The organism is Bacillus sp. NPDC094064, assembly GCF_050279585.1.
Classification (GTDB): domain Bacteria; phylum Bacillota; class Bacilli; order Bacillales; family Bacillaceae_G; genus Bacillus_A.
Window position 1 is genome coordinate 299414 of record NZ_JBNNUI010000001.1, and the last position, 16061, is coordinate 315474.

A 16061-nucleotide genomic window follows, 5' to 3' on the forward strand; every position below is an offset into this window, starting at 1 on the left:
ATTTAATTTATCCCGTATTAACGGGCAATAAAATTCCCACCTCAAGATTTAGAGAGACATGAGGAAGATAGGTAGGAGAGGAACTGTCCATAAAAGCCCGAATGGTTCAACTAATAATGAGTGGGGAATGAAGAATCCCCCACTCATTACAATTTCGCTTTATTCATCATATTAGCAGTGGAGGACAAGTAGTAGGAAGACCCATGCCTAGACACACTGATTTTGAAGAAACTTTCTAAACACCTAATCAGTATTTATGGAAAGTCCTTTCGGATAAGAAATCTGTTGATTTGTTATAAAAACGATTATTAAGCCGTTGTAAACCAATATACGGCAAAATAACTTTCTTCCGTTTCCATAACAAAAAATTCATCATTCCATTCTGGTTCATAAGCATAAGCAATTCGGATTCCTTCAATAGGGAACTCGATAGGTTTAATAAGTGGGGCATATCTGTTTCTCAATTCTGTGAATTCTTCTTGGGATATTGTTTTCAGTTTTTCTTGTTCAGCTCTAAATTTTTTTTCGAATTCCCAAATAGGCATATCTTCAACGTGTTTTCCTTTATACCAAAACCAATGCGTATTTCTTCGTTCAATGAATTGGCATGTTGCTGCAAAATCTTCCAAGGTTTTAATCGTGTCGTAACTGTTTTTTCCTTTGCTATGTTCAAAAACATATATTGTCTCTTCACCACAGCTTGATAATTCATCATCTTCTATTACAAAATATTTCATATGTAACATCTCCTAGCTTCTTGTCTTGTAAATAATCAATCTTTTTCTATACCATATTGAACAAGAATAAAAACTAAAAAACTGTTTTGGTAATGGATTTTATGTAGCAAGTATATTCACTGTGTTTTTAAATAAATTACATGATTAATAGATTGGAAATAAACATACTAAAATTAGTCAAGTAGTGTTAGAAAAACATTAGAAGTACTGAATTTGATACTTACTTAAAAATAACACTTTTGGAACAGTTTCACCATTCATTTAGATATTAATGGAATTATATTTAATGTAAATTCTGTTAAAATATTCTATTATCCCTTATGTAAAAGTAATTCATATAAAAGGAAAAAATTGAAAGGTTGGATCAAAATGATTAGTGGCTTAAAAAAAGCGGCCGTATCTTCATTAAAAGACAAATGGGGATTGGCGGTATTGTCATCGTTTCTTTATCATATTATTTCTAGGGTTTGTATGCTAATTATAGGATTTCCACTGTTGTTCCTGGGTATCTTATTAAGTGAAACAATGAATGCTAGTTATTCCATTACAGGAGACGAAAAATTAAATGCAGCAGGTGCTTTTTCTTATTTACTTGTTTTTGTTGTTCTATTTATTTGTTTAGTAGGTGTACAAGGCATTATGAATTATGGGTATCTTAAAGTTACATTGCGTTTAGCGAAAAAAGAATCTACTACAATTGGTGAGTTATTTGAAGGATTTCGAAAAAGTAATGTGTTTAGATCTATAAAGGTGACTACTTTAATGACTGTATACACACTTTTATGGAGTGTATTATTAATTGTACCAGGTATCATAAAGTTTATCTCTTATTCTATGGCTTACTATATTTTGTTAGATCATCCAGAATATACGGCGAGTGAAGCAATTAAAAAGAGCCAAGAATTGATGAAAGGACATAAATTAGATTTATTTCTACTATCGTTAAGTTTTATAGGATGGTTTATTTTAGGGGTTATCATCGGATTTTTCACATTTGGTATCCCGTTTCTTTGGATCTTTCCATACTACATTACAACAGTATCGCATTTCTACTTGAAAATAGTGAATAGAGATACTGTTATGGAGGAAAAAACAGTTATCTAGAAGGAGAATATAGTTTGTTTTATATTGCTACACGAGGATAGTATAATTTACGAAGAAACTTTGCTGGTAAAGAATTAGTAGATACCTAGGGTTTTGAGAAAGACGGTAATTTTACACATTTTCAATATGAAGATGTCGATTTTCTTGTTTTTGGATAGTTGTTTTCTCGAGAATAAAAAACACTCTTAAACTGCTAAGGAAAGGAGTCAAGAGTGTTTTTATTCTTTCTATTGTTTTAGAAATTATCCCATTATGTCCACTGCATCACTAATTTTATCGTTTGAAAAACACTTTATTTCTATAATAAAATATAATTAGTAAGTCGAAAGTGAAAATAATGATTAGAAGTAACAAGTGTATAAGTGCATCAGTTTTCCCATGTTGTAAAGACTTTATAAAGAAACCCCATTCTTCTTCATAGGGAGGCTCTACCCAATTTCGTTGTAGTCCTAAAATCATTCCGTTTATAAAAAAGACAATACTGAATAGGATTCTTCCAACTAATACGGCAACTACTTTTATATTCCAATGCTTGATCTTGATTATATAAAGGATTGGAAATAGTATAAGCACCCAAAAAACGATAATAAAGGCTGTATTCATCAGTTTCCACTCCTAATGTTGATCATAAATTTATGTATAACAGGAAGTATAACTCACTTATTAGTTAGTACAGCTCTTAGGTTTTTTAAAAAAGTTAGATGCAATGCAACAAACGATTCCAGTAATTAGAATACTATATTTCACGATGTTACTTGTGTGCTCAAATAAATCAATTCCGTTAATTACATTAAACATGACAAGTCCCCAAAACACTTGAATCGTGCCAAAACCTAATAATATTTTTCCTGTGCGAGAAAATTTTTTCATAGTTTTCCACCTCCACAAACTCGCTTGATCGGTGTGAGCTAATAATCAAAGGGGGTGGACACCCCTCTGATTTAAAGTTTCACTTTATCTCTCCGTCTCAAAAAACTCAATCCATTCTCCATCAGGGCCAGCGAAAAATATGTAACGTGTTCCATCTGGTAATGTTTCGATTTCTTCTCCTAGTAAAAAGGTTACGCCGTGTTTCTGTAGTCTTTCAATTTCATCTTCTAATGAATCTACTTTAAAGCAAATGTGATGCACTTTTCCTTCTGCCGGAAGGGAAGAGTTATAACCTTCAATGAGTTCAAGTATCGTTTCCTTCGATTCTTCCACACCTAAAAAAGCGAGTTTTAAGTTTGGGTTTGGATGTCCCATACGTTTAATAAGCTGTAAGCCAACTACTTTTTCATAAAATGAAATAGATGTTTCTAAATCTGCAACCATAAGTCCTACGTGTTCAATTCTTCTAACTGGCATGTAGATTCCTTCTTTCTGAAAATTATATATAAAATAATATTGAAAATTAAGAAAATAAGCAAGATATAATTGTTACAATTTTTAGGGTGTTATATGGTATAGTGAGAAAGTATGTTTGGGGAGAAGGAAGGAGATTATACGATGAATACACCTACTCAAACTCCTTCATTATCGGAAACGATGAAAGAGTGGCATTATGCATTAGCGTATGAAATTAAACATTGGAAAACGATTGGCGGTAGTAAAATTTCTATCATGAACGGTCGTTTTTTATATACAGATTATGAGAATACAGTATATGTATTTCAGCTTATTTCAGAAGTAAGCTTACCTGAAGGTTCACCAATTCGAATTGAGTTCGATGGTGAGGAAGCGACAGGGGAAGTATTATCTGTACATGGATTAGAAATAGAACTGAAATTAAATGATTATATACAAGGTGAAATACGAGAAGCGGTTTTATATAGTGAACCGTGGCAACTTTTAGAACAGCTACAAGAGCGATTAAAAGAAGCTCGTCAAGATAAGCAAAGACGTCAACGAATTAAACGTTTAGTAGAGGGAACGAGCAGTCCGAAGCATCTTGAGAAGATGAAAAATCCGAAAAATGAATTGGCATATCGTTCTTTTTACAATCCGACAACGTACGTGTGGGGACCACCTGGAACAGGGAAGTCTTACAATTTATCGCGTATTATTTCGGCTCATTATCAAAAAGGAAAATCAGTACTTGTGTTAGCTCATAGTAATGCGGCTGTTGACGTATTAATGAGTGAAGTAACGAAGCAAATTGAGAAGAAAAAGAAATGGACGCCTGGCGAAATCGTTCGTTACGGTTATAGTCAACATGAGCATATACGAAATCATGAAACGTTACTCGCGTCGAAGTTAGTTGAAACGACGAACGGGTCATGGGGAGAAGAAAGGCTCTATTTGGAAGAAACACGCCAAGAGCTTCGTGAAAAGATTTTATCGTATAAGGCAACGTCCTCTGATAAGAAACGTATGCAGGAGATTGAAAGCGATCTTCGAAAACAACGAGCGAAAATTAAAGAAGTAGAAAAAGAATACATTGAAAATGCACAAGTAATCGGTGCAACTTTATCGAAATGTGCCATTGATTCACTTATTTATGAGCGTACATTTGATTTAGTTGTCGTAGATGAAGTGAGTATGGCGTTCGTTCCGCAAATTGCATTGGCTGCTTCACTTGGAAAACGTATCGTCGTTTGTGGTGACTTTTTACAGTTACCTCCGATTGCGATGGCAAACCATGAACTCGTTCGAAAATGGCTCGGCGAAGATATGTTTTACCATGCCGGGATTGTTGATTCTGTAAATAAATCAGAAGCACATCCGAACCTTTTCATGCTGCAGGAACAAAGACGTATGCATGCGGATATATCGAAGTTTACAAACTCATTTATTTATAAAAATAGAGTATACGATCATCCGTCTGTTTCAGAGCGTAAAGAACTTGCGCAATTGCAGCCGTTCGCAAATGAGGCGAGTGTTTTATTTGATACGAGTTTAATGGGAGCATTTTCGTTAAAAGACGCGGCTTCTGGTTCTCGTTTTAACATTATGTCTGGTTTAGTAGCGATGCAAATGATGTTAATCGGACTGTTAGACGGTGTTCAATCGATTGGTGTTGTTACACCTTACAGGGCACAATCCCGCTTTTTATCAACGTGTATTCGGGAAATGTTGCAAAAAACGAAGTATCATCACATACCAGTACTAGCGGCAACGGTTCATAAGTTTCAAGGGTCTGAAAGAGATATGATGATATTTGATACGGTTGATAGTTATCCGCAAGAACGTCCTGGTGTGTTGTTCTTTGATCATAAAAACCATCGCCTTGTCAATGTAGCAGTAACGAGAGCGAGAGGAAAGTTCATTCAATTATCAGATTGCCACTACATGCGTAAAAACCTTTCGAGAAAACAAGCGTTATCACAATTAACAGCGCATATAGAACGTCACGGTGATGTGTATGATCGCACGACATCAAGACAATTGTGGGAGCGAAAAATTTCGAAACGATTACGCTGGTTTATGGAAATGAATCTTGAAGAGTCGAAAGGGTTATTAAAAGATATTTTAGCCGCAAAACGAAAAATTATTATTTCACTTCCGAGTACAAGACAAGTGGATAAACGAGTATGGCAAGCGTTAATGCGTACAACTGCGCAAATAACGGTCTATAGTGATGGGCCAATTCCATTAAAGAATGTAAAGTTACAAAGACAAAACAAAGCGTTCCCGTTTATCGTAATCGATGATGAAATCTTTTGGGCAGGGGCACCACTCACATCTCAAATGATGTTTGAAGGTAGTACGGAATTTCCGTATGTATGTGCAAGATTGCAAGCACCGGAAACGATTGGTGTATTAAAAGGATTTTTAGATATTCGGTAAATTCGGATAGGAATTCCTTGACTTTTGCCTGGAATAAATTTAGAATGAAAATAATTTAATATAATTTTATGAAAATTCTTATCACGAGAGGTGGAGGGACTGGCCCTATGATACCTCGGCAGCGGATTCTTTATGAATACTGTGCCAATTCCAGCAAGGTAACTTGAAAGATAAGAAAGAAGCTCATTTTGACTGTATATGCAGAAGCCTCTTTCTATCTTTTAGAAAGAGGCTTTTTTATGTGAAAATAAAAGGAGGAAGAAAAATGGGAGCGACTGGAGTCACGTCACAAAGAAAAACAATTGAAGAGAGTATAGAAAGAAATAAGGAAAAGTACATACAAACAAGTCATAATATTCATGCGAATCCGGAGATTGGTAATCAAGAGTTTTACGCATCAAGAACGTTAAGTTTATTGCTAGGAAGTGCAGGATTTCAATTGCAGCACAATATAGCTGGACATGAAACGGGATTTATCGCGCGAAAAAGTTCAGGAAAACAAGGACCAGTTATCGCATTTTTAGCTGAGTATGATGCTCTGCCAGGACTCGGTCATGCGTGTGGTCACAATTTAATTGGTACCATTAGTGTTGCAGCCGCAATCGCATTATCAGAAACGCTTGAAGAAATTGGCGGAGAAGTTGTTGTGTTTGGGACACCAGCAGAAGAAGGCGGGCCAAACGGTAGTGCGAAAGCAAGTTATGTAAAGGCAGGTTTATTTAAAAACATTGATGCGGCACTTATGATTCATCCGAGCGGAAAAACAGCGACAACGAGTCCATCATTAGCAGTCGATCCACTTGATTTTCATTTTTACGGAAAAACAGCTCACGCCGCAGCTTCACCAGAAGAAGGAATTAACGCGTTAGATGCGGTGATTCAGCTGTATAACAGTATTAACGCACTTCGCCAACAACTTCCGTCAGATGTGAGAATTCATGGCGTCATTACAGAGGGCGGAAAAGCACCTAACATTATTCCTGACTACGCCGCAGCAAGGTTCTTCATCCGCGCAGCAACGAGAAAAAGATGTGCGGAAGTAACAGAAAAAGTAAGGAATATCGCACAGGGAGCAGCGTTAGCAACAGGCGCAAAAGTAAAAATTCATCAATTCCAAAATGAAATTGATGAACTACTCGTAACAAAAACATTTAACGACGTCGTAGCCGAAGAACTTGAACTACAAGGTGAAGATGTAAATCGTAAAGAAAGAGTGGGCATTGGTTCAACAGACGCAGGAAACGTAAGCCAAGTCGTACCGACCATTCATCCGTACATTAAAATCGGCCCAGATGACTTAATTGCACATACGAATGAATTTAGAGAAGCTGCACGTTCAGAACTAGGAGATAAAGCATTAATTACATCGGCAAAAGCATTAGCGAATACCGCTTATCGATTAATTACAGAAGAAGGGTTGTTAGAGAAGGTGAAGGAGGAGTTTAGGGAGGCGCAGAGGAATCAGGGGTAGAAGGTTAAAGGGAGTGGGTTTGACCACTCTCTTTTTGTTTTTTTTGTATAACTCAAGCTTATAAACTCTCATTATTAAGAGGTCCATGCTTGATACTTGTTCTGGAATAGATGAAGATTTGAAATGCTGTTCTGGCGTTAATAATCCTTTTGCACGCTTTGAAGGAGCGGTTTTCTTTTTTGTAAAATGTAGGGTGAAGTGTATTTTTTAAAAATTTGTATTGAAATTTCAAATTTCTAGAAGTATCATATACATATTCAAAGATTTGAAGATGTATATGATACTTCTGAAAAGAAAAAATAACCAATGGAGGTATTGGAATGGGAAACGAAATGCAACAATTTAAAGCCGATTTCTTTAAGGCTTTATCTCATCCTTTGCGAATAGGTATTCTTGAACTATTATCTGAAGGTGAAAAAAGTGTAAATGAAATACAAACGATCCTAAATAAAGAAGGTTCAGCTGTTTCTCAGCAACTTAGTGTATTACGTTCAAAAAATATTGTTGTTGGCATAAAAGATGGAAAAAGAGTTTTATATTCACTACGAGATCCTATGATTGTGGATTTATTACTAGTTGCAAAGCGAATTTTTAACAATCATTTAATTGATACAATTTCAATGTTAGAGGAACTGGATGAGACAGAGCGTGCACCTATGGTTAAGGAGGGATAGGTTGAGCATTGAAGTTAAGAAAGAAGATATCATCCAACATGGAATAGAGGTATTTCGCTCGATAGGAGCTCATTATGTTTGTAATGTTTGTATTAAAAGTGGGAATTCTTGTTGTTTTTCATGCCAGCATCTACAAGATGGCGTCGGATGTCAAAAAAGAAATACGGCTTGTACAGCTTGGTTATGTGGGATCCAAGGTTTTTTATTTGATCAAATAGGATTATTAGATGAATGGAATCGTTTTTGGATTGAAATTCCAGGTAAAATGTTTCGTAGAGATATTACTCCAGATAAGATAAGGATTACAACGTTTATAGACACGAAGAAGCTAAACAGTCGAGCAGGGGAGCTTCTAGCGGAAAGATTGGAATCCTACTTACAACAAGGTGGAGATATAAGTAAATTAGAGAGACATTTAAGCAAAACGTATAGTAAGTATTAGGCTGGCGTTCTATAAGGGAACAAGAAATACATTTTTAACCTAGATTAATTCCGCATTAACTGCCCGTAAACGCCTGATTGGTGCGGGCTGATTAAAGTTTCACTTTATTAAGAATAGAAAAGAAGGGTTTATAATGAGAGGGTTATTTACAGGAAGGTTTGAAGGCTATTCATTAGGGCATTTGCAAAAGGATCTTCTGTCAGGAATGATTGTTGGGGTTGTTGCGATTCCTCTTGCTATGTCTTTTGCCATAGCTTCTGGTGTTAAGCCAGAGTATGGAATTTATACAACATGTATTGCAGGGATACTTGTTTCGCTATTTGGTGGTTCAAAGTATCAAATTGGGGGACCTACAGGTGCTTTTGTTCCAATTCTTTTAGGAATTGTCATCACCTATGGATATGAAGATTTACTACTTGCTGGTTTATTAGCGGGAATTATTTTATGCCTTATGGGAATTTTTAAGCTAGGGTCTTTAATTAAATTTATTCCACGTCCTGTAACAATTGGCTTTACGTCAGGAATCGCTGTCATGATCTTTACAGGACAGATTGCTAGTTTTTTAGGTCTAACAGGTATAAAAAAGCATGAGGACTTTATAGCAAATCTGCAAGAAATCTTTATGCATATCAGTACGATCAATTTTTACAGTGTAATAACTGCTTTAATTTGTCTTCTTGTCATACTCATAACACCAAAGATTTTGCCAAAAGTACCAGGTTCATTAGTAGGTGTTGTGATTTCGACTATAATTGCAACGGTATTTTTCGCAGGTCATGTACCTACTATTGGTACAGCATATGGTACGATTCCGAATACACTGCCTCAGTTTGATATACCAGAAATCACGGTAGAGCGTATAAAACAGTTAATTGGTCCTGCATTTGTGATTGCTATGCTCGGTGGGATTGAATCTCTTTTATCTGCTGTCGTAGCAGACGGTATGACAAATAGTAAACATAACAGTAATAAAGAGCTTATCGGTCAGGGAATTGCCAATATTGTTACACCATTATTTGGAGGTATTCCCGCAACTGGAGCAATTGCCCGCACAGCAACCAATATTAAGAGTGGAGCTGTATCTCCGTTATCGGGTGTTATTCATGGAGGATTTGTGTTACTCACGCTTTTATTATTAGCTCCATATGCTTCACATATTCCCCTTGCTAGTATGGCTCCTATTTTAATGGTGGTAGCTTGGAATATGAGCGAACAAAAGCATTTTATTCACATATGTAAAATGAAGACAGGGGATTCCCTTGTATTACTTGTAACATTTCTGCTGACTGTATTTACAAGTTTGACAACAGCTGTGGAAATTGGACTTATTTTGGCTGTTATTTTATTTACAAAACGTATGAGTAACATGCTTGTTATATCTAAAGTGCTTCCAGATCACACAAGAAAGAACGAAAAATTGTTACCGCATGTGGTAACTAAAGCTCATGATTGTCCACAAATAAGTATTTACACAATAGAAGGACCATTATTCTTTGGGGCTGCTCAAACATTTGAACAAAACATTCTAGCGACCATTCATTATAAACCAGAAGTTTTAATTTTACGTATGGGAAAAGTTCCTTTTATTGATACAACAGGAGAATCATATTTTAGGAATATTGTTCAGCATTTTAAAAAGCAAGGTGGCGTACTTCTTATATCAGGAATTCAATCAGAGTTAAAAACAACTCTAGATAAGAATGGATTATTTGCTGAAATTGGAGAACAAAACTTTTTTGATCATACAGGGGAAGCGATCAACTGTGCTTTAAGCTATTTGAATACGAAAAAATGTATAGGATGTAAGCACTTCGCTTTTCGTGAATGTACGGGGCTTGCTCAGCAAATTCAGGAAATGGATACGATAAAGAATAAAGTAAAGACATTAGATTATTAAGAAGTTGAAAGCTATGAAATTAATATTTGAATTCGTTAAAAAGGTTTAAATGTGAGGTTCATATAACAGAACTAGTTTAATCTAACTGTTTGAATTCAATGAATATAAAATACTCTTAAGATAGTAGAAGTTAACCATTTTTTTAATAGAAAGACCGCATTCAAAGATACGTATCAAGGATGAGGTCTTTTTATTTTTTGAAATTATTATGAATATACTCGTATATTTTTGAATTAACTATTGTGTTGTAAAAAGAATCGTAGTTTTTCATTCTCAGAAAGCTAAGGTTCTTTTACTTGTGATACAGGTAGGATTAGAGAAAGTGGATCTATATTAATCAAAAAAACTTGATGAATAAGTTGCATAAAGAACTAAACAACGTATATACTATGAATATCAAAAAAATTTGATGAAAGGAGAGTGAACTACAATGGCACAAGATTTTCAGTTATATGAGAAAAAGTTTAAAGCATTGGCTGATCAAAAGCGTTTAGAAATTATGTATGAACTTTGTCAGCGAGGACAGACATGTGTATGTGATTTAACAGAGGTTTTTGAAATGACACAATCTAAGTTGTCCTATCATTTGAAGATTTTATTAGACGCAGGTTTAATTGTAAAAGAAACAAAAGGTACGTGGAGTTATTATGATTTAAATGATGCGGAAGTGAATAATTTATTGTCAGAAGAATTGTGCTGTATTTTTAGAAAAACAGGAAAAGGTAGTTGTTGTTAAAATTTTGCACTATTAATCAAAAAAAATTGATTAATTACATATAAAGAGGAGGAATAAGGTATGAGATATGCTCACGTTGGTATAAATGTTACGAATTTAGAGAAGTCTATTGAATTTTATGAAAAGGTATTTGGTGTGTCACCAGTTAAGGTGAAAACGGATTATGCAAAATTTTTATTAGAGACGCCAGGACTTAATTTCACGCTGAACGTACGAGATGAAGTGAATGGAAATCAAGTAAATCATTTCGGTTTCCAAGTGGATAAAGCTGAAGAAATTACATTACATAAAGAAAGATTAGAAAAAGAGGGGTTCTTTGCGCGTGATGAGATGGATACGACTTGTTGCTATGCGGTGCAAGATAAGTTTTGGGTAACGGATCCTGATGGTAACGAGTGGGAGTTCTTTTATACGAAAGCGGAAAGTGATGTTCACAAAATAGAAGAGTCATCTTGTTGTACGACTTCTAATGAAGTAGCTAAAAATTCTTGTTGTTAATAGGAGATGGAGAATAAAATGAAACGTTTATCATTTCTAGACCGATATTTAACACTATGGATCTTTCTAGCGATGGCTGTTGGAATTGGTTTAGGGTTTGTATTCCCTAGTGTAGTAGACGGACTAAATACATTACAAGTTGGAACGACGTCTATTCCGCTTGCTGTTGGTTTAATTGTAATGATGTATCCACCATTAGCGAAAGTTCGCTACGAGGAAATGGGCCGAGTGTTTAAAGATGTAAAAGTGTTAGTGCTATCTTTAGTGCAAAACTGGATTATTGGGCCGGTACTTATGTTTGTTTTAGCAATTATTTTTCTTCCTGATAAACCAGAATATATGGTCGGACTCATTATGATTGGCTTAGCACGTTGCATTGCAATGGTAATTGTTTGGAACGATCTAGCAGATGGTGATAAAGAATATGCAGCTGCTTTAGTTGCTTTTAATTCTGTATTCCAAATGTTGTTCTTCTCGGTTTATGCATACGTGTTCGTAACAGTAATCCCAGAATGGTTAGGAATTGAAGGGGCTATCGTTGCTATTACAATGGCAGAAGTTGCGAAATCAGTGTTTATCTATTTAGGAATTCCTTTTATAGCAGGTATGTTGACACGATTTGTATTCGTGAAGTTAAAAGGAAGACAGTGGTATGAAAAGGTGTTTATACCTAAGATTAGTCCACTTACATTAATTGCATTGTTATTTACAATCATCGTTATGTTCTCTTTAAAAGGGGAAATGATTGTGAGTGTACCACTAGATGTAGTAAGAATAGCGATTCCGTTATTCATTTATTTTATTGTGATGTTTTTCGTTTCTTTCTTTATGGGAAGAAAAATTGGTGCAAGTTATCCGGTGACGACAACGTTAGCATTTACAGCAGGTAGCAATAATTTTGAGTTAGCGATTGCTGTAGCAGTTGGTGTGTTTGGTATTCATTCGGGCGCAGCATTCGCAGCTGTCATTGGACCGTTAGTCGAAGTACCTGTCATGATTGCACTTGTAAATGTCGCTTTTTGGTTTAAAAGTAAATATTTTAATGATCAATTAACTTAAAAACAAAGGTGGAAAACAACATGGAAAACAAAAAGATAATTTACTTTTTATGTACAGGAAACTCATGCCGAAGCCAAATGGCAGAAGCTTGGGGAAAGAAATATTTAGGAGATAAGTGGGATGTATATTCTGCAGGCATCGAAGCACACGGAGTAAATCCAAATGCCATTAAAGCAATGAATGAAGTAAATATCGATATAACAAATCAAACATCAGATATGATTGATACAAACATTTTAAATAGTGCTGACTTAGTCGTTACGCTTTGTAGTCACGCAGATTCTGTCTGTCCTTCGACACCTCCGCACGTGAATCGTGTTCACTGGGGATTTGATGATCCAGCAGGAAAAGAGTGGTCTGAGTTTCAATGTGTTCGTGATGAAATTGGTGAACGGATTAAACGATTTTCTGAAACAGGTGAATAAATAAAGGAAAGAGTCAATCTTCTATCACAGAGGAGAGTGGCTCTTTTTTTACTATACATTTCATGTATCTATTTACTTATCACCTCGTTTTAAACCCACTCTTAGAATAAATAGAGAATATTCTGTTAAAATGGTAAAGTTAGAATAGAATGATTTAAATATAGAAGTAGTTTTCTAAATTCGTGCACCCAAGAAAGGAGAATATTATGAAGTACATACCGATACAAGGATTGGATACGATTACAGAAGCGATTGAATCACATCATTGGGACTATCCAACGGAACTCATTTCTAGTGATATAGAGTTCATTAACACGAAAGAATTAGTGATGATAAAGAATCTAAAAATAAATAGTATACATGCTAATAAAGTAGTACGTTTTAAGTTTCAAAATAATTTAGAGGAAGCACTGCAAAAGATATATCAATTTTACGGTGAATTATCTTTTTCATGGTGGATTCCATCAACAAATGCACCGCTTCTAAATCGACTAAATCAATTGGGGTTTCAAACGATAGATGAATATACCGGACTCGCACTACCTTTAGCTACCTTTGAAATTCCATCATGTCATCATCAGTTTTCGTACGATGAAGTAGAAACAGATGAACAGATTAAGGAACTTGTGAAAGTAAGCTCTCAAATTTGGGGTTACGATCCTTCTTTAGAAGAAGAACTATTTAAACAGAGAAAAGATTACATAAAAGCGGGTAAAGGTAAGTCTGGGTATATTGTCTGTTATGAGGAAGAAAAAGCAGTAGGATATGCTAATTTTAGATATAGTTGTGATGGTACGACTGTATATTTGCACGGATCTGGAGTTTTACCAGAATACCGTCACAAAGGAATTTACTCCAATCTAGTATATAAAAGGTTACAGATTGCTAAGGAGAGAAGCATTACGTTAGCGACTTGCCAAGCAAGAAAAGGACATTCAGATCCGATTTTACGAAAAATAGGTTTCCAAGTATTTGAAACCTATTGTCATATGGCGAAAAATTTAACGACTTGAAACTTTTATGAGGTGAAAATGATGGCAATAAAACAAGATGAAATTAAAGTAGTAGTTGGAGCTGGGGCATTTAATAACAATCCAGGCTGGATTCAAACGCAAGAAGATGAGCTGAACTTATTAGTTGAAACGACATGGGAAGAAAGATTTGAACATAATTCCATTTCAGCTATTTTAGCTGAGCATGTATGGGAGCATCTTACTTTTGAAGAAGGGGTAAAAGCAGCTGGAATTTGCTATGAATTTTTAAAACCGTCAGGTCATATTCGGTGCGGCGTCCCTGATGCATTTTTCCAAGATGAAACATATCAAAATATAGTTCAAGTAGGCGGACCTGGCCCCAAAGACCATCCAGCTGCAAGCCATAAAATCGTTCATAATTATAAAACATTAACGAAAATGTTTGAAACTGCTGGGTTTGAGGTGGTTTTACTTGAGTATTGCGATGAAAATGGGCAATTTTATTACAAAGAATGGGACGCGAATGATGGCGTTATCTTCCGCTCAAAAAGATATGATTCTAGAAATCAAGGAGATAAACTTGGTTTCCCATCATTAATTGTTGATGCGATTAAACGGTAAGTGATTAACGGCATGAGTTAGTATTATAAGTTTATGAGCCGCAAATGCGGCTTTTTATTTATGGTGTAATTATTACTGGGATGCTTTTTCGAAAAACCGAATAATTTTTTTAGAACTATCTTCACGTAGATCATAACCTTCACCGTGTGTTTCATCGCTCGCTTTTGCCATTACGATGTCACCATCCGATTCTATCCAAACAAAAAATTCCTGTATAGAATTATCTTGATAAGTAATCTTCAATTTCGAATGCATATGACTTCTAGCATCCTGATCTAGAAGAAGTGTTTTCTTTTGTGCGCTTTCCATACTCGTAAAAATTGTTTTCATATTTTCTTTATTTACTACTGTATTACTACTTTTTGAATTTACAGGACTGATCTCAAGTTTTCTCACTTCTTTTTGTTCAAACATAACGTTTTCAGATACAATTTCTTTTTCTTTCACTGTTGTGGATACTTTCGTTTCATTTGAATTACTTGTACATCCAATTAATAAGGCGATACTTAATGCTCCAATTATACCGAATGTTAATCTCTTCAATAATATGCCTCCCATCTACTATTTTCTATAATTCTATTTCCTATTTGAAATATCCTAGCTATGCTTAATTAAGTGAAATAAATTTTGTTATGGAGAGCAGAATGAATTACATTCCTACCGAATCACTTAATATGTCTACGATTCACAAAATAAAGCATGAGAGGTGTTCTAAAAATGAAAATACAAATTGTCTTGTTTGACGGCTTCGGAGAGCTTGTCTCTTTGGCACCTTTTGAGGTACTCAAAAGAGCGATAGAAGAAGGGGCTCCATTTACGGTTGAATTAGTTTCGAGTGAACGAAAACAAGAAGTTACTACTTCGTTTGGAGTTACGGTTAAACTACATGATTTTTTACGAATGGATAATCGTCCAGATCTATTAATTGTTCCTGGTGGTGGCTGGAATCATAAAACTGAACATGGGGCACGAAAGCAAGCAGAGCTTGGAACTTTGACTGAAATGATTAAAGAGATGCACAAAGCAGGAACGATTGTTGCAGGAGTTTGTACAGGAGGGATGTTACTAGCTGCCGCGGGTATATTGAATGGTAAAAAGGCGACGATGCATCATTTGGCGCAGAATGAAATCAGTGAATACGGGGCAGAGCTTCTTTATTACAGAATTGCGGATCAAGGGGATGTTATCACTGCAAGAGGAGTCACTTCAGGACTTGATTTAGGAATTTGGATCACAGAAAGGTTCGCAAGCTCCAAAATTGCAGCTGCTGTTGAATATAGAATGGAATACGAGAGGCGAGGTGTTGTTTGGGAGTAATTTGAATTCTTTTTGCGTAATTATAGAGTTTTTGCTGTATACCACATTGAAGGAGTAGCTTTTTAATAAAAAGATAGGAAGTATATTGTGTTAGGGATTTAAAAACTTTTAAATTCTGTTAGGGTAGAAAAAGAGAATGTTATATTAATCAAAAAAATTGATTAATAATATTTTAAGGGGAGGAATAAGCTATGAGGTATGTTCATGTTGGTATAAATGTTATTTTTCTCGGTTTATGCATACGTGTTCGTAACAGTAATCCCGGAATGATTAGGAATAGTTAGAAAACAACCAGAGATTAAATTTGAGGAGATGGTATAAGCCATCTCTTTTATAAT

18 protein-coding genes and 1 riboswitch are annotated in these 16061 nt (G+C 35.2%); of the genes, 13 read left to right on the forward strand and 5 right to left on the reverse strand.

Features of this window, described 5'->3' with window-relative positions:
• Positions 1–308: 308 nt before the first annotated feature.
• A complete protein-coding gene (locus ACQKNI_RS01635; RefSeq protein WP_088229610.1) occupies positions 309–737 on the reverse strand; it encodes a hypothetical protein in 429 nt (142 codons plus the stop codon).
• Between the two features lie 369 nt (positions 738–1106).
• Between ACQKNI_RS01635 and ACQKNI_RS01640 the strand changes: the two genes are divergently transcribed.
• Positions 1107–1841 (forward strand): DUF975 family protein, encoded by a 735-nt coding sequence (locus ACQKNI_RS01640; RefSeq protein WP_098840853.1) that lies wholly within the window; start codon positions 1107–1109, stop codon positions 1839–1841.
• A gap of 273 nt (positions 1842–2114) precedes the next feature.
• Here the strand turns inward: ACQKNI_RS01640 and ACQKNI_RS01645 are convergent, their stop codons facing one another.
• From ACQKNI_RS01645 to ACQKNI_RS01655, 3 genes are all read right to left on the reverse strand, one after another.
• Complete coding sequence (locus ACQKNI_RS01645; protein ID WP_088229608.1) at positions 2115–2444, reverse strand: hypothetical protein; 330 nt, start codon at positions 2442–2444, stop codon at positions 2115–2117.
• A gap of 60 nt (positions 2445–2504) precedes the next feature.
• A complete protein-coding gene (locus tag ACQKNI_RS01650; RefSeq protein WP_088229607.1) occupies positions 2505–2711 on the reverse strand; it encodes a hypothetical protein in 207 nt (68 codons plus the stop codon).
• A gap of 84 nt (positions 2712–2795) precedes the next feature.
• Positions 2796–3188, reverse strand: coding sequence for a VOC family protein (locus tag ACQKNI_RS01655; protein ID WP_088229606.1), 393 nt, complete (start codon positions 3186–3188; stop codon positions 2796–2798).
• 111 nt (positions 3189–3299) lie between these two features.
• Here ACQKNI_RS01655 and ACQKNI_RS01660 point away from each other — a divergent pair, with 111 nt between their 5' ends.
• From ACQKNI_RS01660 to ACQKNI_RS01710, 11 genes are all read left to right on the forward strand, one after another.
• Positions 3300–5609, forward strand: coding sequence for an AAA domain-containing protein (locus tag ACQKNI_RS01660; RefSeq protein WP_141555238.1), 2310 nt, complete (start codon positions 3300–3302; stop codon positions 5607–5609).
• A gap of 75 nt (positions 5610–5684) precedes the next feature.
• A riboswitch (SAM riboswitch) is annotated at positions 5685–5786 on the forward strand.
• An 88-nt stretch (positions 5787–5874) separates the two neighbouring features.
• A complete protein-coding gene (locus ACQKNI_RS01665) occupies positions 5875–7080 on the forward strand; it encodes a M20 family metallopeptidase (RefSeq protein ID WP_098840849.1) in 1206 nt (401 codons plus the stop codon).
• Positions 7081–7400: 320 nt separating this feature from the next.
• Entirely contained in the window at positions 7401–7754 is a 354-nt protein-coding gene (locus ACQKNI_RS01670) for an ArsR/SmtB family transcription factor (RefSeq protein ID WP_088229603.1), read from the forward strand.
• Between the two features lies 1 nt (position 7755).
• Positions 7756–8196 (forward strand): DNA mismatch repair protein, encoded by a 441-nt coding sequence (locus ACQKNI_RS01675; RefSeq protein ID WP_088229602.1) that lies wholly within the window; start codon positions 7756–7758, stop codon positions 8194–8196.
• A 133-nt stretch (positions 8197–8329) separates the two neighbouring features.
• Positions 8330–10093, forward strand: coding sequence for a SulP family inorganic anion transporter (locus ACQKNI_RS01680; RefSeq protein WP_098356823.1), 1764 nt, complete (start codon positions 8330–8332; stop codon positions 10091–10093).
• 430 nt (positions 10094–10523) lie between these two features.
• Positions 10524–10829: an arsenical resistance operon transcriptional regulator ArsR gene (arsR, locus tag ACQKNI_RS01685; RefSeq protein ID WP_000046018.1), complete on the forward strand. Its 306-nt coding sequence runs from the start codon at positions 10524–10526 to the stop codon at positions 10827–10829.
• Positions 10830–10889: 60 nt separating this feature from the next.
• Positions 10890–11327: an ArsI/CadI family heavy metal resistance metalloenzyme gene (locus ACQKNI_RS01690; RefSeq protein WP_098252518.1), complete on the forward strand. Its 438-nt coding sequence runs from the start codon at positions 10890–10892 to the stop codon at positions 11325–11327.
• 18 nt (positions 11328–11345) lie between these two features.
• Entirely contained in the window at positions 11346–12386 is a 1041-nt protein-coding gene (gene arsB / locus ACQKNI_RS01695) for an ACR3 family arsenite efflux transporter (protein WP_427282133.1), read from the forward strand.
• A 20-nt stretch (positions 12387–12406) separates the two neighbouring features.
• A complete protein-coding gene (gene arsC, locus ACQKNI_RS01700) occupies positions 12407–12811 on the forward strand; it encodes an arsenate reductase (thioredoxin) (protein WP_427282134.1) in 405 nt (134 codons plus the stop codon).
• A gap of 206 nt (positions 12812–13017) precedes the next feature.
• On the forward strand, positions 13018–13824 hold the full coding sequence (locus tag ACQKNI_RS01705; protein ID WP_427282135.1) for a GNAT family N-acetyltransferase: 807 nt from the start codon (positions 13018–13020) through the stop codon (positions 13822–13824).
• A gap of 18 nt (positions 13825–13842) precedes the next feature.
• Positions 13843–14406, forward strand: a complete 564-nt coding sequence (locus ACQKNI_RS01710) for a class I SAM-dependent methyltransferase (protein WP_427282136.1) — start codon at positions 13843–13845, stop codon at positions 14404–14406.
• Between the two features lie 72 nt (positions 14407–14478).
• Here ACQKNI_RS01710 and ACQKNI_RS01715 read toward each other — a convergent pair whose 3' ends face one another.
• Positions 14479–14949 (reverse strand): hypothetical protein, encoded by a 471-nt coding sequence (locus ACQKNI_RS01715; protein ID WP_427282137.1) that lies wholly within the window; start codon positions 14947–14949, stop codon positions 14479–14481.
• 174 nt (positions 14950–15123) lie between these two features.
• Here ACQKNI_RS01715 and ACQKNI_RS01720 point away from each other — a divergent pair, with 174 nt between their 5' ends.
• On the forward strand, positions 15124–15723 hold the full coding sequence (locus tag ACQKNI_RS01720; protein ID WP_427282139.1) for a DJ-1/PfpI family protein: 600 nt from the start codon (positions 15124–15126) through the stop codon (positions 15721–15723).
• Positions 15724–16061: the final 338 nt, after the last annotated feature.